We start from the raw sequence: 26972 nt of genomic DNA on the forward strand, positions 1-26972 counted from the left end.
GTAGACATGGCAGCACGACGCGGCAAGAGTCAGGCACGGCGCAACAGCAGTCAGGGCACGCCTGGGTGGGTGTGGCTGATCGCGGGTGTCGCCATCGCGGCCGTCGTGTTCCTGGCAGCACCGAACCTGCTCAAGGGAGGCGATGACGGCTTCCTCCGCGCAGGTCCGCGACCCAATCCGGACGCCCAGCCCGCCCCGGTGGCCGACAGCGATGTCGGCACCGAGCCGGCGCCGGCCCCTGCGCGTCCGACGCCTGCCGACGCCAAGCCGGCAGGTACGCAGTACGATTTCTACACGCTGCTGCCCGGCAAGGAAGTGGAGATGTCCGACGCCGAGCTCGCCGCCAGCGCGCGTGCGGAAGCCCAGCGCACCGCACGCACCGAAGCGCAGCGCGCGCAGGCGGCGCTGGAAGGCCGTCCCCTGCCACCCGCGGCGACGGCTTCCGGCACGGCCACGCCGGTCGCGTCGGCCCCTGCAGCCAGCAGTGCACTGCCGCCGCCGTTGAATGAGCGCCCCACCACTCCGGCAGCGGCCCCGGCCGCCACCAGCAGCACGCCTGCGGCCGCCCCGGTGGCAGGCACGACGCCCGCTCCGGCGACCACCGCCCCCGCACCCGCCGCCGCTGCATCGGCGGCACCTGCGTCGGGCAACGTGCGCTATATCCTGCAGGCCGGTGCCTTCGGTGCATCCGGCGATGCCGAAGCAACCAAGGCCAAGCTGGCCATGATCGGCCTGGCGGCCCGGGTGGAATCGGCGCAGATCAACGGCAAGACGGTCTACCGCGTGCGGATGGGGCCCTATGGCACCGCCAGCGATCTCGCCGAGGCCAAGCAGAAACTCGATGGCAGCGGCCTGCAGGCCATGGCGATCAAGGCCCAGTAAGGTGGCGGGCGGCCCGTTGACCGGGCAGCCCGTGCAGTGGTCGCGTCAGCCCTGGCAGGGCAAGGCGCCCGGCGTCATCCGCCGCGCGCCACCTGGAAGCCGGCATACGACTGGCTGACCGGCATCACTTCCAGCCGATTGATGTTCAGGTGCGGCGGCAGGTTGGCGATCCACAGAATCTGCTCGGCGATGTCATCGGCCGTCATCGGGTTCGCCCCGGCATACAGCGTGTCCGAGGCGGCCTGGTCGCCATGCGTACGTACCACGGTGAACTCCGTTTCCGCCATGCCGGGCTCGACCGTGGTCACGCGCACGCCGGTGCCGTGCAGGTCAGAACGCAGTCCCAGCGAGAACTGGCTGACGAAGGCCTTGGTGCCGCCGTAGGTGTTGCCGCCGGGATAGGGGTAGACGCCGGCCACCGATGACACGTTGATGATCGCTCCGCGCCGCTCGACCAGCTGCGGCAGCAGGTGATGGGTCAGGGTGACCAGCGCGGTGATGTTGGTGTCGATCATGGTGCGCCAGTCGTCCAGGCTCGCGCGCTGCGCCGGGGCCGTGCCCTGGGCCAGGCCGGCGTTGTTCACCAGCAGGTCGATCGGTGCGAACGCCGCAGGCAGCCCGGCGAGCGCGCGCTGCATCGCCGCGGCATCGCGGATGTCGAAGGCCGCCGCGTGCACCGTGTCCGCGCCGTAGGCGTCCACCAGCGGCTGCAGACGCTCGGCGCGGCGCCCCGTCGCGATGACCTTCCACCCGGCCTTGGCGAAACGATGGACGGCAGCTGCGCCGAAGCCGGAGGTGGCGCCGGTGATCAGGGCGGTACGGGTCATCATGCAACTCCAGTGGGATCAAGGGCGTCATTCTGGCACCGCAACGCGCATCGCGCAGGCGGCGCTACACTAGCGGCCACGGGCAGTGCCTGCCCCCTGCGTGGAACCCCATGATCAACAACGACATACTGCGCAGCCTGCGCTTCGCCCTGGACCTCAGCGACAACCACATCGTGGTGCTGTGCGAGCTGGCCGATCCTGCCTTCCCCGTCACCGGCGAGCAGGTCCATGCCTGGCTGCGGGCGGAGAACGAGCCCGGACACGAAGCGTGCAGCGACGCGGCGCTGGCGCATGTGCTCGATGGGTTGATCGTGCACCTGCGTGGACGCGATGAAAGCCAGCCGCAGCGTCCGGTGGAAACGCGACTGGACAACAACGCGATCCTGAAGAAGCTGCGCGTGGCGTTCCAGCTGCGTGACGGCGACCTGCACGGGATTTTCGAGGCGGCGGGTTTCCCCGTGTCCAAACCCGAGCTGTCGGCCCTGTTCCGGCAGCGCGACCACAAGCATTTCCGTCGCGCCGGTGACCAGCTGATGCGCTACTTCCTGAAGGGTCTGGTGCTGCGGGTCCGCGCCCAGTCCTAGGCCCCCACCCCGGCGCGCTATCATGCGCGCCTGTTCAACGGAGGCCGTGCGTGGACACGATCCTGACCCCGGTATCGATCGGCGAGCTGATCGACAAGATCACCATTCTGGAAATCAAGGCCGAGCGCATCACCGATGCATCGAAGCTGGCCAATGTGCGTGCCGAGCTGGAAGGCCTGCTGCCGCTGCAGCAACAGCAGCTGCAGGCGCAGTCCGCGCTGGGGCCGCTGAAGGACGAACTGAAGACCGTCAACGAGCGGATGTGGGATATCCAGGACCGCCTGCGGGACAAGGAAGCGGCGCAGACCTTCGATGAGGACTTCATCGCGCTTGCGCGGGGTGTCTACCAGACCAACGGTGTACGCGTGCAGATCAAGAACCGCATCAACCAGGTGGCCGGCTCGGTGCTGGTGGAAGAGAAGCAGTACGAAGGCGAGTAGCGTTCTGACCAACGCCGGCGCTGGAAACGCAACAGGCCCGGCTTTCGCCGGGCCTGTTGCATTGGGCACGCTACGCGCGCGTAACGTGCGCCGATGGTCTTACCAGCTGAAGCGCGGGCCGACCGACCATTCCTTGTTGCCGTCACGGTCCATCTTCAGGTCGCCGCTGACACCCCAGTTCTGGTTCAGCTTGACCTGGCCACCGAGGCGACCATAAACCTCGCTCTCCGGGTTGATGCCGTACTTCTTGTTGTAATCCTCGTAGCCGGCCAGGGCGTACACCTCGACGTGCTCGCCGAAGGCGGTACGGATGCCTGCTTCGGTGCTGAAACCGTTGAAGCCGCGGCCGTCACGCTGCTCGGCGCGGTTGTACGCGGCACGCGCGACAAAATCGGTCGACGGGGCGATCTCGACGTTGTAGCCGGCACCCACGCGCCACTGGTCGATGTTCTTGTTCGAGTTGTCGACGTTGCGCTGGCTGTAGTCAGCGAACACGTGCATGTTCGGAAGAACGCCGTAGGAGCCCTTCACGCCCCAGCCTTCGTTCTTGCCGGCATCGGTGTCGGCACGCTGGTAGTTGCCTTCCGCGTAGTTGTAGGAGAGGTTCTCGGCTGCCGAAGCGGAGAACGGCAGGGCGGCAGCAAGAGCCAGGGCAATCAGGGACGTCTTCATGGGGGAAACCTCTTTCTTGTTGTACGGCGGCGGCTGCGGAAGAGCGCCATCGCTGCGGGGTATGTAAAGTTTCCGTTTTTTGACACAACGCTCCCTGAAAGCACAGCGGCGTTTTTTGGCTTGTATTCAGCTGAAATCAGGCACGCGGGCGGGCGTGGCGACGAAGGGCCTGCCAGAAACGTCACTGGAAGGCGCGCCTCTCCCGTGATGGAAAGGCGCGTTGCCGGTCAGCGTGCGCGTTTGGCGACAGTACGGCGCGGGGTGGCTTTCTGGGTGGCAGACGAAGCAGCCGTCTTTTTCGCCGCAGCGGGCTTGCCAGCCGCAACGGTTTTCTTCGCGGCCGTCTTCCCGCCGCTGACGGAGCGGGCGGCTGCCTTCTTCGCTGCCACCGGCTTTTTCGCCGCGTGGCCGACGGGCCCGGTCGGTCTGCTCGCCGCAGTGGATTTCCGGGCGGCGGTTTTCGTCACCGCCGCCTGCTTCGTAGCGGTCGTTGTGGCAACGGACCTGCGGGCTGCCGTCTTCGTGGCGGCCGCTTTCTTCACCGCCACGGGCGTGCCGGGCACGGTGCTGGCGACAGCGGCAATGGGGGCCGTGCGACGGCGTCCTGCGGTCCCGCCAGCGACCTTCTTCGCTGCCGCACTGCGCGCGGGCGCAGCGTCGCCTGGGGTGCGTGCGGACGTGCGCTTCTGGCGTCCTTCGGCCTTCTTCTTGGCGACCTCCTTCTTCAGCGTGGCGGCCTGCGCCTGTGCGTTGGCCCTGGCCACTTCCAGTGCCTGGCGCGCCTTGGACAGGGTGCCGCTCACCGCGGCTCCAACCTGCCTGGCTACCCGAGTTTCCACGCTGACGAGGGACTGCTTCACCGCGGCAGCCCGCGTGCCACCGGCCTTGCGTGCGCGCCCGACCGTCTGCTCCACGAGCGACATGGCGCTCTCGGCGACCTTCGTGAGCGAGCCCACGCTGCCATCGCCTGCGTCCTTGATCGCTGCCGAAGCGGCCCTGCGCTTGCTTGCCACTGGATTGTCGTTGCTCATCAGGGCCCTCCTCGGGGCGCACGGGTTTCGAACGGGGCGATGCTATACCGCAGCGAAAGAACGTGAAACGCTGCACATTGGCGCGCAACGCTTACCCTGCCCGTTTTCTGCAACGATCCACAGCGATGCGCGCGTGGATCGTGCGGCATCCGGTGGACGGCGGTGGTGACGCAGCAGGTCCACAGGCCGATGCCCAGCGCCCGCAACAGCGCCCTTGCACGCGACATCGCCTCGTTGTTTTCATGAGGTTTTCAGCCGGTCCGCGACACACTCGTTCAGCTTGGCTTACCGTACGCACTGACGGCCCGCCCACTGACGAGACCCTATCCATGCGACCGCTTCCGACTCTGCTTACGCTGGCACTGGCCGCTGCCTTTGGCGGCTTCGTGGCAACCGGCATCAATGCCCATCTGGACAACCGTGCCTCTGCGGCGCCCGCTGCCAGCGTGCTGCCTGCGACGGCTGCGCTGCCTGCTGCTGTTGCCGGCCAGGCCGTGCCTTCACTGGCACCGATGCTCCAGGGCGCGATGCCTGCCGTGGTCAGCGTCAACACCAAGCAGGTGGTGCGTGTGCGCAACCCGTTCTTCGATGACCCGTTCTTCCGCCGCCTGTTTCCCGATGTGCCGCAGGAACGCATCAACGAATCGCTCGGCTCCGGGGTGATCATCGATGCCGCCAAGGGCCTGGTGCTGACCAATCACCATGTCATCGAGAACGCCGACGACGTGCAGGTCACGCTTGCCGACGGGCGCACGGTCAAGGCCGAGTTCCTGGGTTCGGACCGGGATACCGATATCGCGCTGATCCGCATTCCCGCCGAAGGCTTGACCGCGTTGCCGCTGGGCAACAGCGACCAGCTGCGCGTCGGGGATTTCGTCGTGGCGATCGGCAACCCCTTCGGCTTCAGCCAGACCGTCACCTCGGGCATCGTGTCGGCGGTGGGCCGCAGTGGCATCCGCGGGCTTGGCTATCAGAATTTCATCCAGACCGATGCGTCCATCAACCCCGGCAATTCCGGTGGCGCGCTGGTGAACCTGTCCGGCCAGCTGGTGGGGATCAATACCGCCAGCTTCAATCCGCAGGGCAGCATGGCCGGCAACATCGGGCTGGGGCTGGCCATCCCCTCCAACCTTGCCCGCAATGTCGTGGAGCAGCTGGTGACCAAGGGGGAGGTGGTGCGCGGCACGCTGGGCGTGGAGAGCCAGAACCTGACCCCGCAGATCGCCCGCGGCCTGGGGCTGTCAGAGAGCCGCGGCGCCCTGGTCGCGCGGGTGCTCGCCGGATCGGGTGCGGCAGCAGGCGGCCTGCGCCCCGGTGACGTCATCGTCAGCGCCAACGGGCAGCGCGTGGACAGTGCTCAGGCTCTGCACAACATCGAGGGCCTGGCGGCGGTAGGCAGCACGCTCACGCTGGAGGTCCGCCGCGACGGCAAGCCGGTGCAGGTCAAGGCCGTCCTGAAGGAGCAACCGCGGGCGCTGGCAGGCGAAACCCTCGATCCACGCCTGAGCGGTGCCACGTTCGTTGACCTGCCCGAGTCCCTGCGCCAGTCGGGGCTCAGTGGCGTGCAGGTTGCCGAGGTGGCCAATGGCAGCCGGGCTGCCGCTTCTCGCTTGGCCAAGGGCGACATCATTGTGGGAGCGACCAGCGGCGAGTTTTCCGATCTGGCGGGCTGGAAGGCCGGTTTCCAGCAGCGTCCGCCGCAACTGGTGCTGCAGATCATCCGCGGCAACGCCCAGGGCCAATTGGTGATGCGCTGATTGAATACCGTACCGTAACGTGCCCTATACCCGGGCGGTGGTATCCATGGTCACCCCCGGTCGCATCTGCCACGTGCATCTGCCACCGGTCACGGACACCCAACGCCGTTACGGCCTTACTGATAGCTAGGAGAACGCCGATGAGCCCCACCAATACCGAAAACCTGAAGGACCACCTGGGCGAAGCCGGTTCGCACCTCAAGCAGGCGGCCACCGCTGCCGGCGGCGCGATCAAGGGCGCCACCGGTGCGGCCGGCGACGAACTGCGCATTGGCAAGGCCAATGTGAAGGCCGAGCTGTCCGATACCGCGCTCTCGGGCCTGGCGGCTGCCGAGTTCGGCGGTGCCGCTGCCAAGGAGCAGGTCGATGCGCTGATGGACAAGGGCAAGGATCTGGTCGACAGCGCTGCCGAGCTGATCCGCGAGCGACCGCTGGCCTCCTTCGGCGTGGCCTTCGCGGCGGGCTGGCTGATTGCCAAGCTCGGCGCCAACGGCGGCGACAAGTAAGCCGCGTGAGCGATCAATCCGCACGCGCCGACGATCCGACGGCGACGCCGTCGCTGGATGAGAGCGTCCGTCAGGTCAGTCATGCCGGCAAGGCAACGGCGGAGGCAGCGAAACACTCGCTGCGTTCGCTGCGGCGGCTGGCCTCGGCGGACTTCGCGCTGGCGCGCAGTGCCTTCGGGCGCGCGCTCGCCTGGGCCGGCGTTGCGATCGTGTTCGGGGGTTCGGCGTGGCTGCTCACCGCAGCCACGCTGATCGCCCTGATGCAACGGATGGGCCTGTCCTGGCTGCAGTCGCTGCTGATCACCTCGATCGCCAGCCTGATCGTAGCGGCGGTCGCGGCGTGGCGCGTTTCCTATTTCTTCCAGCACACCGGCATGCATTCGACGCGGCGCCAGCTGTCCCGGCTGGGGCTGTTCGATGAACCTTCGGATGAAGATCCGGATGCCGATGTAAAGATTCCGGAGGACCTGCGATGAGGTTCAGTGCATTGCAGCGGCGCGTGAAGCGGGCCGAGCAGGTCGTGGTGGTCCGCATGGACGACACACAGCACAACTGGTCGCAGCTTGGCCAGGCGTGGCAGACCGGCTGGACGCCCCTGCGCATCGTCGTCGCCGGCTTGGCCGGTGGCTTCGTGGCCGGCAAGCTGGAACTGCCGGGCAAGCTCAATGGCGCCCGCTGGCTGCAGATGATCACCTCGGTCTCCAATCTGTTCACCGGCGCGCAGGCCGCGTTCGCCTCGGCCATGGCCGCGCACGCCGCGGGCACGGCGGAGGATGCGGCCAACCAGGCGGATGCTGCCGCCACCAAGGCCGACGATGCCGCCACGACGGTCGCCGCGCAGGATCCCATCGCGTCCGCAGCGGCGTCCCATCGGGACATGCCGCGCGGTCCATCCGGTGCCGGCCCGCGCCCGGCCGAAGCCGCTACGGAATTGTCGGAACGTTGACATGAGCACCCCGCCGCGTTGATCGCGGCGGGCCCATAATGGGTCACTTGTCCTGGCCGGTGCATCAATGAGCGTCCCTGTAACTGCCTCGGCGGCGCCCGCCGATCCCACGCTCGCGCACCCTCCCCGCCCCCGTGCTCCCATGTCCCTGGTGGTCCTCGCCTCGCTGGCGATGGCCTTCACGCTGTGGGCGGCGCAGTCGCTGATCCTGCCGATCCTGCTGGCCATGTTCTTCGCCCTCGTGGGCAACCCCATCCTGCGCCTGCTGGAACGCCTCTGGGTTCCCCGCGCGATCGGTGCGGTGCTGGTGATCGGGCTCGGGCTGGGCGCGACCTCGGCGCTGGCAGTGCAGTTGATCGGTCCGACCATGGAGTGGGCGCAGGAAGCGCCGCAGCAGATGCGCAAGATCGGCCGGCAGGTACAGAACCTGACCAAGCCGATGCAGCAGGCCAACCAGGCCGCGGAGAACTTCGCGCGCGTGGCCGCCGGGGAGGGCAGCCGACGCGTGGAAGTGGTCCGCACGCAGCTCGATGACCCCTACAAGGTGCTCACCCGCGCCCCCCGCCTGCTGGCGTCGGTGCTGGCGGTGGTGCTGCTGACACTGTTCTTCATGATCTACGGGCAGTCGCTGCAGCGGCATGCCATCGCGCTGTTTCCCACCCGGCACCAGCAGCGTTTCACCACCGAGATCCTCAAGTCCATCGAACGGGAGGTCTCCCGCTACGTACTCACCATCACCGTCATCAATACCCTGGTCGGCCTGGTGTTTGCCGGCGTGCTGATGCTGCTCGGACTGGAAATGCAGAATGCGCTGCTGTGGGGCACCGCCGCGGCGCTGCTGAACTTCGCGCCGTACGTAGGCCCGTTGATCGGCGTGGTGATGATGCTGCTGGTCGGCTTCGTCGAGTTCAACGAACCGCTGGCCGCGGTGCTGCCTGCCGCGGCCTATCTGGCGCTGCACACCCTGGAAGGCCAGCTGGTCACGCCGATCGTGCTGGGGCGGCAGATGAAGATCTCGCCGCTGGTGCTCATCCTGGCGCTGATGGTGTTCGGCTGGCTGTGGGGCATCATCGGGCTGCTGCTGGCGGTGCCGATGCTGGTCTGCATCAAACTGGTGCTGGCGCGCCTGGACGGCATGCACGGCTGGGCCCGGCTGCTGGAATGAAAGCCATCGGGCGCGGGCGTAGAATGGCGGGGTGAATCCAACCATCCAAGCCATCACCCTCGATCTCGACGATACCCTCTGGCCTTTCGCGCCCATCGGCGCGCGCATCGACCGCGTGCTGCACGAGTGGATGCTCGAACACAGTCCTGCCACCGCCGCCATGTTCCCCGGGCAAGCAATGCAGGCACTGCGCGAACGGGCCTACGTCGACAACCCCCACCTGCACCACGACCTCAGCGCGCTGCGCCGGCTCGCGCTGGAGATGGCCCTGCGTGAAAGCGGGGCCGACATCGCCCTGGCCGAGCCGGCCTACGAGGCGTTCTTCGCCGTGCGCAACCAGGTGACCTATTACCCTGACGCGCTCGATGCCCTGCAGCGCATCGCCGCACGCGTGCCGGTGGCCGCACTCAGCAACGGCAATGCGGACCTGCAGAAGATCGGCATCGCCCCCCTGTTTGCTTTCCAGCTGGGCGCGCGCGAACACGGCAGCGCCAAGCCCGATCCTTCCATCTTCCTGGCCGCCTGTACCCGGCTCGGCGTGCCGCCGGAGCAGGTGCTGCATGTCGGCGACCATGAGGAGATGGACGTGGTGGGTGCGATGTCCGCCGGCCTGCGGGGCTGCTGGATCAACCGCGAAGGCGCCGCATGGAAGCACCCGGTCCTGCAGCCGGACCTGCATTTCGAGACCTTGGCCGGGCTGGCCGACTGGCTCGATACCCACGACATCACCGCCGCTTCCCGGAGCAACGACGCATGAGCGAGATCACCGGTTTCACTTCCAACCCGGCCCAGGCCCTGCCGCTGCACGTCGTGGACCGCAGCGGGCTCGCCGCATGGCGGGACGCGCAGCCTGAGGCCACCCGGGCCTGGCTTGCCGCGCAGGCGTTCGATGGCGCCGCGCACAGCGTTGCGCTGCTGCCGGGCGCCGAGGGCCTTGCCGGCGCGGTGCTTGGCGTGGGCGACCGTGCCGATGCCTACAGCTACGCACACGCCCCGCAGGCGCTGCCGGCCGGCTCGCGCTGGTCACTTGCCACTACGCTGCCCGAAGCGGAGCAGGCCCTGCTGCAGCTGGGCTGGGGGCTGGGCAGCTACCGCTTCGACCGCTACCGCAAACGCAGCCGCGCGCCGGCCGAGCTGGTCGCAACGCCTTCGAGCGAAGTGTGCGATCTGATCGCCGCCAGCCTGCGCGTGCGTGACTGGGTCAACACCCCCACCGAGGACATGGGCCCGCAGCAGCTGGAAGAGGCCGCGCGCACGCTCGCCTCCACCCATGGCGCGGCGCTGGAGTCGATCACCGGCAACGCCCTGCTCGAACAGAACTTCCCGGCCATCCACGCGGTCGGCCGTGCCTCGCACCGCGCGCCGCGCCTGATCGTGCTGCGCTGGGGCAAGGAAACGGACCCGGCGCTGGTGCTGGTGGGCAAGGGCGTGTGCTTCGATACCGGAGGGCTGGACATCAAGCCGGCCGATGGCATGCGCAACATGAAGAAGGACATGGGCGGGGCGGCGCATGCGCTGGCGCTGGCCGGTCTGGTGATGGCGCAGGCGCTGCCGGTGCGGCTGACCCTGCTGCTGCCCGCGGTGGAGAATGCGATCGGCCCGGATGCCTTCCGGCCCGGCGAAGTCATCGCCACCCGCAAGGGACTGAGCGTGGAGATCGACAATACCGACGCCGAAGGGCGGCTGGTTCTGTGCGATGCGCTGACCTATGCCTGCGAACAGTCGCCGGACCTGGTGCTGGATTTCGCCACGTTGACCGGTGCGGCGCGCATTGCGCTGGGCCCCGACCTGCCGGCGTTGTTCAGCAACGACGACACAGTAGCCAACCAGTGGCTGCAGGCCGGCGAGCAGACCCGCGACCCGGTATGGCGCATGCCGTTGTGGCGGCCGTACCTGCGCTACCTCCACAGTGGCATCGCCGATCTGGCCAATGCAGGTTCACGCATGGCCGGTTCGGTGACCGCGGCGCTGTACCTGGAGCGCTTCCTTGCCGATGACCAGCGTTGGGCGCACCTGGATGTGTACGCCTGGAACGATGGCGAACGGCCGGGTCGCCCGGCCGGTGGCGAGGCACTGGCGCTGCGCTCGGCGTGGGCAATGCTCAAGGCACGGTACGCCTGAGCGCCGGCAGGCCCGCACCGCGCGGGCCGTCTTGAGCGGGCGCGTCAGCGCCCCTTGGCCATCGACTGGAACACGCCGTCGCGCCGTACCCAGAGATGGAACAGCGCTGCGCCTACGTGCATCAGTACCGTGGCGAACAGCAGGTAGGCCAGAACGCTGTGCGCACCACGCAGCGCCGCATAGGCCGACGGCGTATGCGGCGCGATGGGCGGCAGGTGCAGGCCCTCCCACAGCACGATGGGGTAGCCGCCGGCCGAAAGCATGGCCCAACCGACCACCGGCATGGCCAGCATCAGGCCATACAGCAGCCAGTGTGAGACCTTCGCCGCCAACCGTTGCCACGCCGGCAGGTCCGCCGGCAACGGCGGCGGCCGGTGCCGCAGACGGTTGTACAACCGCAGCAGCGCCAGCACCCCGATGGAGATGCCCAGCGGGCGGTGCAGGTCCACCAGCATCGGCCGCAGCTGCACCGAGGCGACCATGGCCACGCCGACGAACAGCATCGCCAGGATCATCACCGCCATCGTCCAGTGCAGCAGACGGGCGGGCAGATTGAAGTGTCCATCGCGCGCCTTCATCGTGATCCCTCCGGTGCCTGTTCGATCGTGCCCTTCGCGCGTTCGCGCTCACGGCGGTTGAAGGACTGCGAGTACACGGCCGATCGGGCGGCGAGGATCGGGTCCGCGCTGCCGCGCACGCCACTGGGCACGATCAGCGGATCGAAATTCAATTCACCGCACGGGCCCCCTTCCTGTGGCTGCATGCGGTCCAGGCTCAGCACACCGGCCACGACCTGCTCGCGGTCCTGCGGCCAGGCGACCGACGGATCCTCCACCACGTCACCTGCACCGGCCAGGGTGACGACCAGGTTCCAGCGGACCGGGCCGGCGGCCAGCCGCTGCTGCAGATCGGCGCTGAGGAAATCCACATCCGCCGAGGCGCGGGCAGCGGCATCCATCGCTTCGAAGGCGGCCTGCGGCTGCCAGCGCCAGCGCACCGCACGGCGCTCGCCCTGCGCGTTGGTGAACCAGAAACTGTTGATGCCGTTGAACGTGGTGTTGGCCCAGCTGGTGCTCCACGGCGCTGTCCTGGCCCAGTGCTGGAACGCCTTCGCGCTGGGGTATTTCTCCAGCACCGCCGCCATCGCAGCGGGATCGGGCTTGCCGGTGGCCGGGTCCGGGCGCTGCGCGCGGGTCTGCTCGAAGAACGCTTCGGCCGTGGGAACGGCAAAGAACGGGAAACTGTTCATGGCCATGCGCCACTGCTGGCCGTCATCGCTGCTCAGCTGCACCGCGATGCTGCGCACGCGCGCGGTGTTGTCCGCACCGTACGGGTCGCCGCCGCCGATGGAGAGGCGTCCAAGCACCGGCACCCGGGCCTGCGAGAACGCGCGTGCGGAGGACAATGTGGCGGCCTGCGCGCTGGGCTCGAACACCCCGCTCACGCACACCCCCTTGCTGTGCGCGCGGCGGAAGCCGGGGTGCTTGCCGCCGCTGGCCTCGATGGCATCGGTGAAGCGCTGGGTGGTCAGCCGGTTGCCGATCCAGCCCGCGAGCCAGGCGAAGGTCAGCGCCGCGATGCCCAGGATTAGCGCGATCAGCGCGAGCCAGGGCAGTGGCGAATGTGCCCGCGGCGTGCGCGGCAATCCGCCTTCACGGCGGAAACGGAACAGGGACATGGGCGTGGCAACCGGAAGGGGAGGCGTCCGCATCGTCGCAGATGACGTGTATGGCCGGTATTCAAATTTTCGACAAGACTCCGCTGCCCGTGCACCCGGGCAGGGCCCGTGCGCTAGAGCCAGCCCTTCTGCCGGGCCAGCCGGTAGGCTTCGATGCGGTTGGCCACGCCGAGCTTGCCGATGCACTCGGACAGGTAGTTGCGCACCGTGCCATGCGAGAGGCCCAGCTGCTCGGCGATGTCGGTGGCCGAGCGCCCTTCGCCGGCCAGCCGCAGCACCCTGCGCTCGCGATCGGTGAGCGGATCGGCCTGGGACCAGGCATCGAGCGCGAGCTGCGGATCGATGGCCCGCGCGCCCTTGTGCACGCGGCGCAGTGCGTCGGCCAGGTGCTCGGCCGGGGAATCCTTGAGCAGGTAGCCGCGTACATCGGCCTCCAGCGCGCGGCGCAGGAACCCCGCACGGGCGAAGGTGGTCACGATCACCACCCGGGTCGGCAGCGCGTGGCGGGCGATGCGCTGGGCCAGCTCCAGCCCGGTCAGGCCAGGCATCTCGATATCGGTGACCAGGATGTCCGGTTGCAGCTGCTGCAGCAGGCGCCAGGCCGCTTCACCGTCAGCGGCGCTGCCCAGCACCTCGATGTCCGGCTCCAGCGCCAGCAGCGCGGTCAATGCACCACGCACCATCGCCTGGTCCTCGGCCAAAACGATCCGGATCACGGCCGCACCGCCTGCAGGGCATGGACGGGCGCAGGCGTGTCCAGCGCCGCCGCCGGCGGCTCGCTGCGCGCGGGCAACGGCACGTCCGCGCTGAGGTGCGTGCCGGCACCGCGACCGGTGGTGATGGCCAGGCTGCCGCGCAGTGCGGCGATGCGCTCGCGCATGCCCGACAGTCCGTTGCCCTCGACCCCGTTGCTGCCCTGGCCGTCGTCGCGGATATCCATGCGCAGCCGGCCCGCGTGCACCTGGAAGGCGACCTCAGCGCGGCTGGCGCGGGCATGGCGGGCAATGTTGGTGGCCGCCTCGCGCAGCACCAGCGCCAGTGTGCGCTCGATCTCCGGCGGCAGCGGTGGCGGCGGTGGGTACTGCAGCAGCACGCCCTGGCATTCGAGCAGCAGGCGCGCTGCCGCCAGTTCGCCGGCCAGGTCGCTGGAGCGGATGCCGGTCACCGCGCTGCGCACCTGCGCCAGCGCTTCGCGGGCCACCGCCTCGGCCTCGCCGATCTCCAGCCGCGCCCGCGCGTCGCCGCGGTCGTGCAGCTTGCCGGCCAGCTCCAGCTTCAGGGTGATCAGGGACAGGGTATGGCCGAGCAGGTCATGCAGGTCCCGTCCGATGCGCTCGCGCTCGGCGGTGGTGGCCAGGCGCCGCACTTCTTCCTGGCTCAAGCGCAGCTCGGCCTCTTTTTCCTGCCCGATCGCGGTCACGTTGATGCACACACCGATGATCAGCGCCATCAGCGGCACCCACACCAGCGCCTGCCAGGGGTAACCGGACAGCGCTGCCACGAGCACGAACAGCGCATTGGCCAGCAGCAGTTTCAGCAGGTAACGCACGGCGCCGTGGCCCCAGCTGCGCAGCATCACGCAGCCGAAGATGAAGTAGCTCACCGCCGAGGGGTACCACGGCAGCAGGAGAAGGCCGAGCGCCATCATCGCTTCGGCATAGCGCGGCGCATGCCGGCGCGGCACCACCTGGGCCCGGGCATACAGCAGCAGGAACAGCGGGTAACTGAGCAGCGTGAGCAGGCCCCAGCGCCAGGTGTAGCCGGCCGCGGAAAACAGCGGCGTGGTGAACACCCACGCGGTCCACAACAGGTGCACGGCACTGGCGTGCGGCGAAATGCCGCGTGCCCTGTCTTCGGCCACCGCCGAGTCCGGTGCCGGATGCAGCAGGCGGGCCACGCGTGCCGGCAGGGCCACGCGCAGCCGGCGATGCAGGCGGGTGTCAGCCATCGGTGCTCACCCGACGCGGCGCAGCCGGCGCATGGCCAGCACGGTGAAAACGCCGGTCACCGCCAGCATCGCGGCGGCGTGCACCCAGGGATTTCCGCCGTCCAGGCCGACGGTGGGCATGGCCAGCTGCGCGGCATGCCAGGTCGGCCACAGCGGCGCCAGGGTGGTGAAGATGTCCGGCATCTGTTCCAGCGGCAGCCACAGCCCCGAAAGCAGGGCCATCGGCAGGTACACCACGTTGACGATGGCGGTGGAGGCATCGGCGCTGGAGGTGGCGCCGATGAGCAGGCCGATGGCACCGATCGGCAGCGCGGCGAAGGCCGCCACGCCGAACAGGATCAGCACGTGCGGCAGCGTGAGGTCCACGTCGGCGATGAAGTGACCGGCGAGCATCAGCAGGCCGGCCACGCCGAGGGCGAACAGCACCGCCATGAGCAGGCGTGCCACCAGGGGTGCGAGCGGCGGCACCGGCAACGCGCGGCGCAGCGCGAACATGCCCTGCTGGCGGTCGAACGCCAACTGCACGCCGAAGCCGAACAGGGCCGGTCCCATCGCACCGAACACGCAGTACGTGGCGAGCAGATAGCTGGCGGCGTCGCCATCGCCGATGAGCACGCCGAACAGCAGATAGAACCCGACCGGGAACACCAGGCAGGGCAGCACGAAGGCCGGCGTGCGCTGCATGCGCAGCAGTTCGGCACGCGCCTCTGCAAGATACGGACGCCACCATGGGCGGCGCACAGGTACACATGCGGCAGCGGCCTGCTCTGCGCGGGTGGTTTCCGTGGGGGTCCTCATGCCGCCTGCTCCCGGGTCAGTTCTTCGAAGGCGTCGGCCAGGCCGCCACCACGGACGTCCAGCTCGCTGAGTGCCGGATCAGCAGCCAGCAGGCGTGCCACCACCGCTTCGGCCGGCTCGGCCAGCAGCACCAGACGGTCGCCTTCGCGCTGCGCATCGCGTACTCCCGGCCAGGCCTGCACCTCCTGCAGTGGCAGGCTGCTGCGGCAGCGGATGCGCCGGGGCGCCAGCTGGGGGCGGAACTGCGCGAGCGGGCCGTCGGCCAGTACCCGGCCCTTTTCCAGCACCACCACCCGGTGGGCCAGCGCCTCGGCCTCTTCCAGGTAATGCGTGGTGAGCACGATGCCGCAGCCCTCGCCGACCAGCCGCCGCACCGCACGCCAGATCGCCTGCCGCGCCTGGATGTCCAGGCCCGTGGTGGGCTCATCCAGGAACAGCAGGCGCGGTCGCCCGCACAGCGCGATGGCGAACTGCACGCGGCGCTGCTGGCCGCCGGACATCTGGCCGTAGCGCCGGTTCGCCAGCGCCTCCAAGCCGGCGATCTCCAGGCATTCAGCCAGCGGCCGCGGCTCGGGGTAGCTGGCGCTGAACAGGTGGATGAGTTCGGCCACGGTGAGCTTTTCCGGCAACGAGGTGTCCTGCAGCATCACCCCGACATGCTCGCGCTGGCGACGGTCCTGCGGGTCGCCACCAAGCAGCAGGGCCTGGCCGGCATCCGGGACACGCAGCCCGAGCATCACCGCGATGGCGGTGCTCTTGCCGGCCCCGTTGCGACCCAGCAGGGCCAGCACCTGACCGGCGTCGATCTGCAGATCGATCCCGCACAGCGCGTCATTGCCGGCATAGCGCACCTGCACCTGGTGCAGGCTGGCCAACGGGGGCGAAGCAGAGGGAACGGTCATGACGGAACTCCAGGCAGATGCAGCAAGCGTAACCGGACTGCATGACCAGCAGCAGGGCCGGGCATCACGGCGGGCGGATGACAGCTGTCACTGCCACGGCACGGTGTCCCCCGCCATGCTGTGGGCCGTCCGGGGTGCCCTGATTTGCCCGGCCCGCAGGGTGCGGTCACACTCGGCCCGATCCAACGTCCTGGTTGCCCATGAACGCTTCCCACGAACTGCTGAAGGAACTCCGCATCGATCGCAAGGCTGCGCCGACGCCTCCACCGGGTGGACGTCGCTGGCTGTGGATCGTCCTGGCCATCGTGCTGCTGCTGATCGCCGCGATCGCAGCGTGGCGGGTGCTCAGGCCCCAGCCCGTGGAGGTGAGCACCGCACCGGCGGTGGCCGTCGGCAGCGGTGGCACCAGCGCCTCGGTACTGGATGCCAGTGGCTACGTGGTCGCGCGGCGCATGGCTACGGTCTCGGCGAAGATCACCGGCAAAGTGCGCGAAGTGCTGATCGAGGAAGGCATGCGGGTGGAGGAAGGGCAGGTCATGGCCACGCTGGACCCCATCGATGCCAATGCGCAGCGCGCGCTTTCCGCTTCCCAGGTGCAGTCCGCGCGCAGCCAGGTTGCCGGCCTGCAGGCACAGCTGACGCAGGCCTCGGCCGAGGCGCAGCGGCTGCAGCCGCTGGTGCAGCAGCAGCTGGTGTCACGCTCGCAGTACGAGCAGGCCGTCGCCCAGCGCGACAGCCTGCGCGCGCAGCTGCAGACCGCCCAGCGCAACGTGCTGGTCGCGGGCGACCAGTTGGCCATCGCAGAACTCGGCGTGGACAACAACACCGTGCGTGCACCGTTCTCCGGCGTGGTCACGGCCAAGGCCGCACAGCCGGGTGAGATCGTCTCGCCGCTGTCGGCCGGTGGGGGCTTCACCCGCACCGGCATCGGCACCATCGTGGACATGGACTCGCTGGAGATCGAGGTCGAGGTGGGTGAGGCGTTCATCGGGCGTGTGCAGCCGAAGATGCCCGTGGAGGCCGTGCTCAACGCCTATCCGGAATGGAAGATTCCCGCTGAAGTGATCGCCATCGTGCCCACCGCCGACCGCGGCAAGGCCACGGTGAAGGTACGCGTGGCGCTGAAGACGAAGGATCCGCGGATCGTGCCGGAGATGGGCGTACGGGTCAGCTTCCTCGAACAGCCGCAGGCGCCGGGGGCCGAGGAGCCAAAGGGCGTGCGCGTGCCGGCCGAGGCCGTGGTGGAGAAGGACGGTGCCACGGTGGTCTACGTGGTCGATGCGCAGTCGCGCGTGCGGCAGCGCCCGGTCCAGACCGGCATTGCCATGAACAAGGATCGCCAGGTACTGGAGGGCCTGCGCGCCGGCGAGACCGTGGTGCTGCGCCCGCCCGAGGCCCTGGCCGATGGCAGCCCGGTGGTCGAGGCCGGCGGCCCCTGAGCGAGTTCAACGGCCGCGCCCGCGCGTGGCCTGCTGCACCGTTGCAGGCCACTGCGGTGGCCCATGAACCGCACGCGCGGCCGCCGGCCGCCGCGTGCACCCCGTTGTCCGGATGCTCCACCCGAACCTGCCGAGGACTGCCATGTCGACCCTGGTTTCATTGCGCAACATCACCAAGACCTACCAGCGTGGCCCGGAGCAGGTGCAGGTGCTGCACGGCATCGACCTGGACATCGAGCGTGGCGATTTCGTCGCGCTGATGGGTCCCTCCGGTTCGGGCAAGACCACGCTGCTCAACCTGATCGGAGGCCTGGACTCACCCAGCGGCGGGGAGATCAGCATCGAGGGCGAGCGCATCGACCAGATGGGTGGCGGACAGCTCTCCACCTGGCGCAGCCACCACGTGGGCTTCGTGTTCCAGTTCTACAACCTGATGCCGATGCTCACCGCGCAGAAGAACGTGGAGCTGCCGCTGCTGCTGACCCATCTCAACGCCGCGCAGCGCCGCCGCAACGCCGAGATCGCCCTGACCCTGGTGGGCCTGGCCGAGCGCCGGAGCCACCGGCCCAATGAGCTCTCCGGCGGGCAGCAGCAGCGCGTGGCGATTGCCCGCGCGATCGTGTCCGACCCGACCTTCCTGATCTGCGATGAGCCCACCGGCGACCTGGACCGGCAGTCGGCCGAGGAGGTCCTGCACCTGCTGCAGCAGCTCAACCGCGAGCACGGCAAGACCATCATCATGGTCACCCATGACCCGAAGGCGGCCGAGTACGCGACCCACACCGTGCACCTGGACAAGGGCGAGCTGGCCAGCGCGCCGCTTGGCCACTGAGGGAGACGACGGCGATGAAATACTTCTCGCTGGTCTGGGCGCAGCTGTTCCGCAGCCGCACCCGGACCCTGCTCACGCTGCTCTCGGTGGTGGCGGCCTTCCTGTTGTTCGGCATGCTCGATTCGGTGCGCGTGGCCTTCACCTCCGGTGGCAGCGTGGAAGGTGCGAACCGGCTCATCACTGCCTCGCGTCTGTCGCTCACCCAGTCCCTGCCGATCCGCCTGGAGGCGCAGATCCGCCAGGTGGCCGGCGTACGTGACGTCACCTACGGCATGTGGTTCGGCGGCATCTACCGCGACCCCAAGGACTTCTTCGCCAACTTCTCGGTGGCGCCGAACTACTTCGATGTCTACCGCGAACTGCAGGTCGCACCGGACCAGCTCAAGCGCTTCCAGGAAACCCGTACCGGCGCGATCGTCGGCGAAGGACTGGCCGCGAAGTACGGCTGGAAGATCGGTGACACCATTCCGCTGCAGGCCACCATCTTTCCACGCGGCGGCAGCAACGACTGGCCGCTGGAACTGGTCGGCACGTTCCGTTCGAAGGATCGCACGGCGGCCGGCAATGAAGAGCAGCAGCTGATGATGAACTGGAAATACTTCGATGAGTCCAACGATTTCATCAAGAACCAGGTCAGCTGGTACACGATCACGCTCGACAATCCGGCCCAGGCCTCGCGCGTGGCGCAGGCCATCGATGCGATCTCGGCCAACTCGGACCACGAGACCAAGACGCAGACCGAGTCAGCGTTCCAGCAGGCGTTCGTCAAGCAGTTCGCGGACATCGGGCTGATCGTCACCTCGATCATGGGGGCGGTGTTCTTCACCCTGCTGCTGCTGACCGGCAACACCATGGCGCAGGCCGTGCGGGAGCGCATCCCGGAGCTGGCCACGCTGAAGACGCTGGGGTTCCAGGATCGCACGGTGCTTTCGCTGGTGATGGTCGAAGCCATCCTGCTGGTCGGCCTGGGTGGTGCGATCGGCATGGGCCTGGCCGCAGTGATCCTGCCGGTACTGGCGCCGCAGACCCGTGGACTGCTGCCTGCGCACGTACCGACGGCGACGTGGCTGATCGGCATCGCGCTGATCATCGTGATCGGAATCGTGGTGGGCCTGCTGCCGGCGCTGCGCGCCAAGCGGTTGAAGATCGTCGATGCGCTGGCCGGACGCTGAGGAGCGGACATGAAGAGCACACTGAAGAAATGGTGGGTGAACGCGGCGACCCTGCTCGTGCTGGTCATTGGGCTGGCCCTGTGGATCTGGTTGCCGTGGTGGGGCGTGCTCGGTGCAGCCGTGGCCATCGCGCTGTGGCTGGTGCTCACCCGCAGTGGCCGGCTGGCGCTGGCAGCCACGCGCATCGGCATCGCCAGCCTGCCGCAGCGCTGGGGGGCATCCTCGGTGATCGTGGTGGGCATCGCCGGCGTGGTCGGTGTGCTGGTGGCGATGCTGGCCATGGGCGAAGGCTTCCAGGCCACGCTGGACAGCACCGGCGATGACACCACCGCGATCGTCCTGCGCGGCGGATCGCAGGCGGAGACCAACTCGGTGATCACCCGTGCGCAGGTGCCGTTGCTGGCTGCCCTGCCCGGCGTGGCCCGCGATGACAAAGGCCGTCCGCTGCTGTCGCCGGAACTCTCACAGGTGGTCAACCTGGTTTCAAAGACCGATGGTACCGACGTCAACGCGCAGTTCCGCGGCGTCGGCGAAATGGCCTGGGGCGTGCATGACAAAGTGCGCATCATCGAAGGACGCCGGTTCGAGACCGGCAAGCGCGAGATCGTTGTCGGCCAGGCGGCGCAGGGCCAGTTCAAGGACCTGGCGGTGGGCCGTACGCTGACCCTCGGCAACCAGGCCTGGACGGTGGTGGGCGTGTTCGCCGCCGGCGACGCGCACGATTCGGAGCTGTGGACCGACGCTGAAACACTCGCCACCACCTACCAGCGCACCACGTTCCAGTCGATCAACGCACGCACCGAAGGCGCCGCTGGTTTCAAGCAGTTCAAGGCTGCCGTCGCCGCTGATCCGCGGCTCAAGCTCGATGTGGAAACCACGCGTGTCTACTACGGCAAGCAGGGTGGCGGCCTGACCACGCTGATCAACATCCTCGGCAAGGTGATCGGTGCGATCATGGCCATCGGCGCGGTGTTCGGTGCGCTCAACACGATGTATGCCGCCGTAGCCACGCGCGCGCGCGAGATCGCCACCATGCGCGCCATCGGCTTCCGTGGCACGCCGGTGGTGACGGCGGTGATGCTGGAAACCATGCTGCTGGCCCTGCTGGGCGGGCTGTTCGGCTGCGGGATCGCCTGGCTGCTGTTCAACGGCTACAGCGTGTCCACCATCGGCAGCAATTTCAGTGCCGTGGTGTTCAAGTTCCATGTCTCGCCGGAGCTGCTGTGGAGCGGGTTGAAGTGGGCGTTGGGCATCGGCCTGGTGGGCGGGCTGTTCCCCGCCCTGCGTGCGGCGCGTCTGCCGATCACCACCGCACTGCGGGAGACGTGAAGTGACGAATCGTTACCGTGAAAGCGTGCAGCTCCTGTCACTGGCGCTTTCGGTACAGAGGAAGGTCACCTCGCGCCCAGGCGTCAGTTCGCCAATGATTCGAACCCCCGCCCATCGTGCGCGCTCGATGAAGTAGTCGGCCAGGAGCGTTTGCGCGGAGGTGTACGTGAACATACGGCGCCCGGTGGGTCCGGTGAAGTCTGCGGCGGATTCGGGTATCTCGTTGCAGTAGTCGCTTGCCTGCAGGTAGTGCCATGAGCCCGAATCATGTTCATAGACATAATCGACATTTCCAAGGCGCATGGAGCTGGGATAAAGTCGCGCAATGGTGGGTATGAACGCCCCTGCCGACGTCTGGAAGCGCAGCAGGCGACCATGTTCGACATCTGCTGTGAGGTAGGGCAGCACGAGCCGCTGCGAGATGTGACGTCGCGCAATTTCGCGTGCCTGTCCATGCAGGATATTCAGTGCTGTCGTGTGATGTCCCCACAGGTACGCATCGCTGCGGGTATGCGGCCTGCCGGGGGCGAACAGATTGACGTTCGTCATCATGTGCACGAACGCGCCGCTGACGGGATCGTAAACCTCCAGCATCGCTAGAAATTGCCTCATCACCCATTGCGGTGGTGCGAAGCCTGCGGCGCCGAGGTTGGCGCCCTGCTGTGTGACGACAAAGCCATGGATCGCGTTCCTGGACTGATCGTACACATAGTGCTCGCCTGCGCCCTTCGACAGCGCGACAGCTTCCATTTCCGGATAGCTGCAGTAGTAGCAGGGATAGGCGATCGGATCGGGAGGTACCGCAGAAGCGGCGGCGGCAGGGGAAGAAACAACCAGCAGGCCGAGTGCGGACAGTGCAAGCATCAGGGACTTCATGGGCGGATCTCTCACGTCAGTGTGAGCGGTCATTGGGACGCTTGCGCCGCTCCTGCGCTTGCAGAAAACGGTCTTTTAGTTGATTGGTCTATCACCCAATCGATACTGATCAGGAACGACGATCGCGCGCCCGCCGCAGCCCATCGAATACGAACAGCCCCAGCCCCATCCAGATCGCCACGAAACCCAGTGCACGCCCACCGTCGAACGGCTCGTTGAAGAAGAACACGCCCAGCAGCAGGCCCAGGCTCGGCGCGATGAACTGCAGCACGCCTACCGTGGACAGCGCGATGCGCTTGACCCCGTACGCGAAACCGATCAGCGGCGCGGCGGTGACCACGCCCCCGAAGACCAGCAGCAGATCGTTGCGCCAACCCCAGCCGCCGAAGAAGCCGCCGCCCTGGCCGTTCTCGCTCCACAGCGCGAAGCCCAGCGCCGGCAGGAACAGGTACAGGCTCTCCACCGCCAGCCCGGCCACCGGATCGACCGAGATCATCTTGCGCAGCAGGCCATACAGCCCGAACGAGCCAGCCAGACCCAGCGCGATCCACGGCGGTGCACCGGCCTGCACTGTCAGCCACGCCACGCCGAGCGCCGCGCACACAACGGCCAGCCATTGCAGGCGCCGCAGCCGTTCCTTGAGTACCACCACGCCCAGCACCACGCTCACCAGCGGGTTGATGAAGTAGCCCAGGCTGGTGTCGATCACATGGCCGGCATTGATGGCCCAGATGTACAGGCCCCAGTTGAACGCGATCGCCACGCTGCTTACCGCCAGCGTCGCCAGCGCGCGCGGCTGTGCAGCGATGGCGTGCAGCCAGCGCAGGCGGCTGCTGAGCAGCAGCCAGCCCACCACCAGCACCGTGCTCCAGATGATCCGGTGGGCGATGATCTGGAACGAAGGCACCTCGCGCAACAGGTGCCAGTACACCGGCACCAGGCCCCACAGCACGAACGTGCCGGCGGTGATCAGGAAGCCGCGGCGCTGTTCCTGTTCGGTAAGGGTCACCGGACTCATCGTCGCGTCCTCGCCAGGGTCAGCACCAGCACGCCGGCGAGGATCACCGACATCGCCAGCAGGTCACGCCAGCCGAAATGTTCGCCGTTGAGCAGCGTGCCCAGCAGCACGGCGATCACCGGATTGACGTAGGCGTAGCTTCCGGCGAGGGTCGAGCGCACGTTGTGCAGCAGCCACACATAGGCGGTGAAGGCCACGATGGAACCGAACACGCACAGATAGGCCACCGCGACCAGGCCATCGGCCGACGGCAGCGTGGTGGGTCGCTCACCGGCCAGCAGTCCGGTCAGCACCAGCAGCACCCCACCGCAGAGCATCTGTCCGGCCGCGGTCATGAAGGGGCCCGGGAGGTCCTGGCCACGCACCCATACCGAGCCGAACGCCCAGCCCACCGGTGCGATGAGCAGCAGGACCAGGCCCATCGGCGAGGCAGCCAGGCTGCTGCCCGCGTTGAGCCAGACCACGCCGAGGAACCCGATGGCGATGCCCAGCCACTCACCGCGGCTCGCGTTCTGCCCGCGCACGGCGGAGAACAGCGCCATCCACAACGGCACCGAGGCCACCGCGGTGGCCGCCAGGCCGGAGGAGACCTCGCGCTCGGCCAGCACCACCATGCCGTTGCCGAGCAGCAGCATGGTGAAGCCCATGATCATCAGGTTGCGCCACTGCCGCCATGTCGGGCGCGGCATGCGGCGGGCCACGCGCAGCACGCCATACATCAGCGCCCCGGCCACGATGAAGCGCGCGCCGGAGACCGAGGTCAGCGGCAGCACGCCGCCCTGCAGGGCCTTGGCGATGGCCAGGTAGGTCGAGCCCCAGACCACGTAGACCAGCAGCAGGGCCAGGACAACAGCACCGGGACGCGGCGCGGCGGGAGAGTGTGTCACGACGGCCATGGGCCACCAGCATGCGGGGGAGGAGGGATTCTAGGCCTTTGCGGCGCGGCGGGCAGCCAATAAGGCGGCAGGCTGTTTTCCATCGGTGTGGGCGCTGCCGTGAAGCGCCTTATCATGGCCCGGATTCCCGCGCACGAATGCCTCGTCCGGGACCTGATCGAGGAAGGCCGCACCATGCAGGACGAATTCAACGACCCGCTCTGGCGCCAGATGCTGACCGGTGCGCAGATGCTCTTCGTGGCCTTCGGTGCGCTGGTGCTGATGCCGCTGATCACCGGGCTGGACCCGAACGTAGCCCTGTTCACCGCCGGCCTGGGCACCCTGCTGTTCCAGCTGGTGACGGGGCGCCAGGTACCGGTGTTCCTGGCGTCGAGCTTCGCGTTCATCACCCCGATCATCCTGGCCAAGGAGCAGTTCGGGCTGGCCGCCACGATGGGCGGGGTGATGGCGGCCGGCTTCGTCTACACGTTCCTGGGCTTTGCGGTGAAGCTCAAGGGCACCGGTTTCATCGACCGCCTGCTGCCGCCGGTGGTGATCGGTCCGGTGATCATTTCCATCGGCCTGGCGATGGCGCCCATCGCAGCCAACATGGCCATGGGCAGATCTGCCGACGGCAGCGAACTCATCGCCTACCGCACCGCGATGCTGATCTCCATGCCGGCGCTGCTGACCACCCTGGTGGTGGCCGTGTTCGGTCGCGGACTGTTCCGGCTGGTGCCGATCATGGCCGGCGTGCTGGTCGGGTTCGCGTTGTCGCTGTACTTCGGCGTCATCGACACGGCGAAGATCGCGTCCGCACCATGGATCGCACTGCCCCATTTCACCGCGCCGGCGTTCAACTGGCAGGCGATCCTGTTCCTGCTGCCGGTCGCCCTGGCGCCAGCCATCGAGCACATCGGCGGGGTGATCGCGGTCGGCGGCGTCACCGGACGTGATTACCTCAAGACCCCGGGCCTGCATCGCACGTTGTTCGGTGATGGGGTCGCCACCACGGCCGCCGGGCTGTTCGGCGGCCCGCCCAACACCACCTATGCCGAAGTGACCGGTGCGGTGATGCTGACGAAGAACTACAACCCGAAAGTCATGACCTGGGCGGCGATCTTCGCCATCGTGCTGGCCTTCGTCGGCAAGTTCGGCGCGCTGCTGCAGAGCATTCCCGTGCCGGTGATGGGCGGCATCCTGTGCCTGCTGTTCGGCTCCATCGCCGCGGTCGGCATGAACACGCTGATCCGCCACAAGGTGGATCTGGGCGAAGCGCGCAACCTGGTCATCGTCTCGGTGACGCTGGTGTTCGGGATCGGCGGGGTGCTGGTCGGCACCGGGACCGGCCCGGATGATTTCGGCCTCAAGGGCATCGCGCTGTGCGCGGTGGTGGCCATCGCGCTGAACCTGCTGCTGCCGGGCAACGCCGGGTGGACGCGCGAGCGCCCGTGACCCCCCGGTTCCACCGCGGATGCCCGGCCGTACTCAGCGGCGTGCCGACTCGCTCTTCTCGCGTGCCTTGCGGAACTCCGAATCGGCTTCCCAGCTCGGCCACGTGCGGCTGTTGGCCAGCTCCAGGCCCAGGTCATAGACGAGCAGCGTATCGGCCGCATGGCCGGCCGGGTCCCAGGACGGCGTCCAGGCATCGCAGGGCTGGTGGTAGCAGTTGGCGAAATAGGTGTCGCGCAGCGCCTTGCCCGCCTCCACGCCGCCTTCCAGCTTGTCCAGTCCCGGGCCGATGGTGATCGCAGGAACACCCAGCCGCGCGAACGCGAAGTGGTCGGCGCGGTAGAAGAAGCCAGCCTCCAGGTTCGGGTCGGGGCTGTAGCTGCGGCCGCGGGCCCGGGCCACACGGGCCAGGTCACCTTCCAGCGAAACCCGGCCCTTGCCCCACGAGGCGATGTCACGCGTGGCGCCATCCGGACTGAACATTTCGATATTGATCACCGCCGCGGTCTTTTCCAGCGGCGCCAGCGGATGGGCGGCGTAATAGCTGGCGCCGAGCAGGCCCTTTTCCTCGGCCGTCAATGCAACGAAGTAAAGGCTGCGCTGCGGGGTGGGTCCGGCGGCGAACAGACGGCCGAGTTCAAGCACGGTGGCTACGCCGGTGGCGTTGTCGATGGCGCCATGGCGCACGCGCTTGCCCTGCGCGTCGGGCAGGCCCACGCCGAACGCATCCCAGTGCGCGGAGAAGATCACCGCCTCCTCCGCATGCGCCCCGCCAGGCAGTTTCGCCACCACGTTGTGCGTCACCACGGACTCGCGCTTGAGCGCGAAATCAACGTTGAGCCTTGCATTGTCGAGCGCGACCGGCTTGAACCCGCGGGTCATCGCCTTGCGCTTTTCCGCATCGAAATCCAGGCCCGCGTCGGCGAAGATCGCCTCGGCCAGCGAACGCTGCATCCAGCCGCGCAGCGGCGTGTGCTGGGCCAGGGCGTCCTCGCGGCTGCGCTGGATATCGAACAGGGGCGAGGTGCCCGAACTCTTCACCGTGGCCCAGCCGTACGCGGCCGGCGCGGTCTCGTGCACGATCAGCACGCCTTCGGCACCGCGGCGCGCGGCTTCCTCGAACTTGTAGGTCCAGCGGCCGTAGTAGGTCACCGCCCTGCCATCGAAGGCGCCGGGGGCATCGGCCTCGAAATCGGCATCGTTGATCAGCATCACGGCGATCTTGCCGTGCAGGTCCACGCCCTTGAAATCATCCCAGCCGCGCTCGGGCGCATCGATGCCGTAGCCCACGAACACCAGCGGCGCGTCCTTGATCTGCACCCGGGCACGCGGCTGCAGGCTCTGCAGCGTGACATCCTCGCCGTTGGCGAGCGTGCGCCGCCCGCTCTTCAGTGCCAGCGTGGCCTTGGCCGCGCCGTCCAGCTGCGCACGCACCAGCGGCACCGGCTGCACCCAGCTGCCGTCCCGGCCCCCCGGCTGCAGGCCGTAACTGCGGAACTGCTCGATGAGGTAGTCCACGGTGCGCGCTTCACCGGCCGTGGCCGGCGCACGCCCTTCGAAGGCTTCCGACGCCAACTCCTGCACATGCCGCGACAGTGCTTCAGCGTCGATGCCACCGCCCGGGAGGTCGTTGGCTGCGTGTGCCACGCCACCGACGAAAAGGCAGGAAGAGAGCAGCAACACGCGCATCGGATTCACGGCAATACCATGGCAGCAGAAGGT

General features: G+C 68.1%; 28 protein-coding genes. 15 read left to right on the forward strand and 13 right to left on the reverse strand.

Annotation, left to right across the window (positions count from 1 at the left end; genetic code table 11):
• Positions 1–6 precede the first annotated feature (6 nt).
• Entirely contained in the window at positions 7–882 is an 876-nt protein-coding gene (locus tag FHY09_RS14830; protein WP_166927680.1) for an SPOR domain-containing protein, read from the forward strand.
• Positions 883–956: 74 nt separating this feature from the next.
• Here the strand turns inward: FHY09_RS14830 and FHY09_RS14835 are convergent, their stop codons facing one another.
• A complete protein-coding gene (locus FHY09_RS14835; RefSeq protein WP_166927681.1) occupies positions 957–1709 on the reverse strand; it encodes an SDR family NAD(P)-dependent oxidoreductase in 753 nt (250 codons plus the stop codon).
• A 110-nt stretch (positions 1710–1819) separates the two neighbouring features.
• Here FHY09_RS14835 and FHY09_RS14840 point away from each other — a divergent pair, with 110 nt between their 5' ends.
• Positions 1820–2293, forward strand: coding sequence for a DUF1456 family protein (locus tag FHY09_RS14840; protein WP_166927682.1), 474 nt, complete (start codon positions 1820–1822; stop codon positions 2291–2293).
• A gap of 50 nt (positions 2294–2343) precedes the next feature.
• A complete protein-coding gene (locus tag FHY09_RS14845; protein ID WP_166927683.1) occupies positions 2344–2733 on the forward strand; it encodes a DUF6165 family protein in 390 nt (129 codons plus the stop codon).
• A 99-nt stretch (positions 2734–2832) separates the two neighbouring features.
• Here the strand turns inward: FHY09_RS14845 and FHY09_RS14850 are convergent, their stop codons facing one another.
• Together FHY09_RS14850 and FHY09_RS14855 are read right to left on the reverse strand one after the other, a co-directional pair.
• Positions 2833–3405 (reverse strand): OmpO family porin, encoded by a 573-nt coding sequence (locus tag FHY09_RS14850; protein ID WP_166927684.1) that lies wholly within the window; start codon positions 3403–3405, stop codon positions 2833–2835.
• A gap of 227 nt (positions 3406–3632) precedes the next feature.
• Positions 3633–4361 (reverse strand): histone, encoded by a 729-nt coding sequence (locus FHY09_RS14855; protein WP_166927685.1) that lies wholly within the window; start codon positions 4359–4361, stop codon positions 3633–3635.
• Positions 4362–4765: 404 nt separating this feature from the next.
• Here FHY09_RS14855 and FHY09_RS14860 point away from each other — a divergent pair, with 404 nt between their 5' ends.
• The 7 genes from FHY09_RS14860 (at position 4766) to FHY09_RS14890 (ending at position 10931) form a co-directional block, all read left to right on the forward strand.
• The gene (locus tag FHY09_RS14860) at positions 4766–6193 is read left to right on the forward strand and encodes a Do family serine endopeptidase (RefSeq protein ID WP_166927686.1); all 1428 of its coding nucleotides are present in this window, start codon (positions 4766–4768) and stop codon (positions 6191–6193) included.
• A gap of 140 nt (positions 6194–6333) precedes the next feature.
• Positions 6334–6699, forward strand: coding sequence for a hypothetical protein (locus FHY09_RS14865; protein ID WP_166927687.1), 366 nt, complete (start codon positions 6334–6336; stop codon positions 6697–6699).
• 5 nt (positions 6700–6704) lie between these two features.
• A complete protein-coding gene (locus FHY09_RS14870) occupies positions 6705–7175 on the forward strand; it encodes a phage holin family protein (RefSeq protein WP_166927688.1) in 471 nt (156 codons plus the stop codon).
• The gene (locus FHY09_RS14875) at positions 7172–7645 is read left to right on the forward strand and encodes a protein sip-5 (RefSeq protein ID WP_166927689.1); all 474 of its coding nucleotides are present in this window, start codon (positions 7172–7174) and stop codon (positions 7643–7645) included. Before FHY09_RS14870 ends, FHY09_RS14875 begins: the two co-directional genes overlap by 4 nt.
• A 67-nt stretch (positions 7646–7712) precedes the next feature.
• Positions 7713–8810 (forward strand): AI-2E family transporter, encoded by a 1098-nt coding sequence (locus FHY09_RS14880; RefSeq protein WP_166927690.1) that lies wholly within the window; start codon positions 7713–7715, stop codon positions 8808–8810.
• Positions 8811–8841: 31 nt separating this feature from the next.
• Entirely contained in the window at positions 8842–9567 is a 726-nt protein-coding gene (locus FHY09_RS14885; protein WP_166927691.1) for an HAD family hydrolase, read from the forward strand.
• A complete protein-coding gene (locus FHY09_RS14890; RefSeq protein WP_166927692.1) occupies positions 9564–10931 on the forward strand; it encodes a leucyl aminopeptidase family protein in 1368 nt (455 codons plus the stop codon). Before FHY09_RS14885 ends, FHY09_RS14890 begins: the two co-directional genes overlap by 4 nt.
• Before the next feature lie 44 nt (positions 10932–10975).
• Here the strand turns inward: FHY09_RS14890 and FHY09_RS14895 are convergent, their stop codons facing one another.
• The 6 genes from FHY09_RS14895 to FHY09_RS14920 form a co-directional block, all read right to left on the reverse strand.
• Positions 10976–11509, reverse strand: a complete 534-nt coding sequence (locus tag FHY09_RS14895; RefSeq protein ID WP_166927693.1) for a cytochrome b — start codon at positions 11507–11509, stop codon at positions 10976–10978.
• Complete coding sequence (locus FHY09_RS14900; RefSeq protein ID WP_166927694.1) at positions 11506–12609, reverse strand: catalase family peroxidase; 1104 nt, start codon at positions 12607–12609, stop codon at positions 11506–11508. Before FHY09_RS14900 ends, FHY09_RS14895 begins: the two co-directional genes overlap by 4 nt.
• Before the next feature lie 113 nt (positions 12610–12722).
• Complete coding sequence (locus FHY09_RS14905; protein WP_166927695.1) at positions 12723–13325, reverse strand: response regulator transcription factor; 603 nt, start codon at positions 13323–13325, stop codon at positions 12723–12725.
• The gene (locus FHY09_RS14910; RefSeq protein WP_166927696.1) at positions 13322–14557 is read right to left on the reverse strand and encodes a sensor histidine kinase; all 1236 of its coding nucleotides are present in this window, start codon (positions 14555–14557) and stop codon (positions 13322–13324) included. The genes FHY09_RS14905 and FHY09_RS14910 overlap by 4 nt, the downstream gene beginning before the upstream one ends.
• Before the next feature lie 6 nt (positions 14558–14563).
• Positions 14564–15355: an ABC transporter permease gene (locus FHY09_RS14915; RefSeq protein WP_166927697.1), complete on the reverse strand. Its 792-nt coding sequence runs from the start codon at positions 15353–15355 to the stop codon at positions 14564–14566.
• Positions 15352–16257 carry an ABC transporter ATP-binding protein gene (locus FHY09_RS14920; RefSeq protein ID WP_166927698.1) on the reverse strand — a complete coding sequence of 302 codons (906 nt, stop codon included), beginning with the start codon at positions 16255–16257 and terminating at the stop codon, positions 15352–15354. The genes FHY09_RS14915 and FHY09_RS14920 overlap by 4 nt, the downstream gene beginning before the upstream one ends.
• Before the next feature lie 200 nt (positions 16258–16457).
• Here FHY09_RS14920 and FHY09_RS14925 point away from each other — a divergent pair, with 200 nt between their 5' ends.
• The 4 genes from FHY09_RS14925 to FHY09_RS14940 all read left to right on the forward strand — a co-directional run bounded on the left by FHY09_RS14925 (position 16458) and on the right by FHY09_RS14940 (position 21029).
• On the forward strand, positions 16458–17696 hold the full coding sequence (locus FHY09_RS14925; protein ID WP_166927699.1) for an efflux RND transporter periplasmic adaptor subunit: 1239 nt from the start codon (positions 16458–16460) through the stop codon (positions 17694–17696).
• Between the two features lie 142 nt (positions 17697–17838).
• On the forward strand, positions 17839–18528 hold the full coding sequence (locus tag FHY09_RS14930; protein WP_166927700.1) for an ABC transporter ATP-binding protein: 690 nt from the start codon (positions 17839–17841) through the stop codon (positions 18526–18528).
• A gap of 14 nt (positions 18529–18542) precedes the next feature.
• On the forward strand, positions 18543–19700 hold the full coding sequence (locus FHY09_RS14935; RefSeq protein WP_166927701.1) for an ABC transporter permease: 1158 nt from the start codon (positions 18543–18545) through the stop codon (positions 19698–19700).
• Between the two features lie 9 nt (positions 19701–19709).
• Positions 19710–21029, forward strand: a complete 1320-nt coding sequence (locus FHY09_RS14940; protein ID WP_166927702.1) for an ABC transporter permease — start codon at positions 19710–19712, stop codon at positions 21027–21029.
• 12 nt (positions 21030–21041) lie between these two features.
• On the opposite strand, the gene FHY09_RS14945 is transcribed toward FHY09_RS14940, so the two are convergent.
• The 3 genes from FHY09_RS14945 to yedA form a co-directional block, all read right to left on the reverse strand.
• Positions 21042–21905, reverse strand: a complete 864-nt coding sequence (locus FHY09_RS14945; RefSeq protein ID WP_166927703.1) for a hypothetical protein — start codon at positions 21903–21905, stop codon at positions 21042–21044.
• A 109-nt stretch (positions 21906–22014) separates the two neighbouring features.
• A complete protein-coding gene (gene rarD, locus FHY09_RS14950; RefSeq protein ID WP_208407937.1) occupies positions 22015–22923 on the reverse strand; it encodes an EamA family transporter RarD in 909 nt (302 codons plus the stop codon).
• Positions 22920–23819 carry a drug/metabolite exporter YedA gene (gene yedA, locus FHY09_RS14955; RefSeq protein WP_166927704.1) on the reverse strand — a complete coding sequence of 300 codons (900 nt, stop codon included), beginning with the start codon at positions 23817–23819 and terminating at the stop codon, positions 22920–22922. Before yedA ends, rarD begins: the two co-directional genes overlap by 4 nt.
• Before the next feature lie 123 nt (positions 23820–23942).
• Between yedA and FHY09_RS14960 the strand changes: the two genes are divergently transcribed.
• Positions 23943–25253 carry a uracil-xanthine permease family protein gene (locus FHY09_RS14960; protein ID WP_456362840.1) on the forward strand — a complete coding sequence of 437 codons (1311 nt, stop codon included), beginning with the start codon at positions 23943–23945 and terminating at the stop codon, positions 25251–25253.
• A 33-nt stretch (positions 25254–25286) separates the two neighbouring features.
• Here the strand turns inward: FHY09_RS14960 and FHY09_RS14965 are convergent, their stop codons facing one another.
• Positions 25287–26939 (reverse strand): M28 family metallopeptidase, encoded by a 1653-nt coding sequence (locus tag FHY09_RS14965; protein WP_166927785.1) that lies wholly within the window; start codon positions 26937–26939, stop codon positions 25287–25289.
• Positions 26940–26972: the final 33 nt, after the last annotated feature.

It is taken from the genome of Xanthomonas sp. 60, from assembly GCF_011761925.1.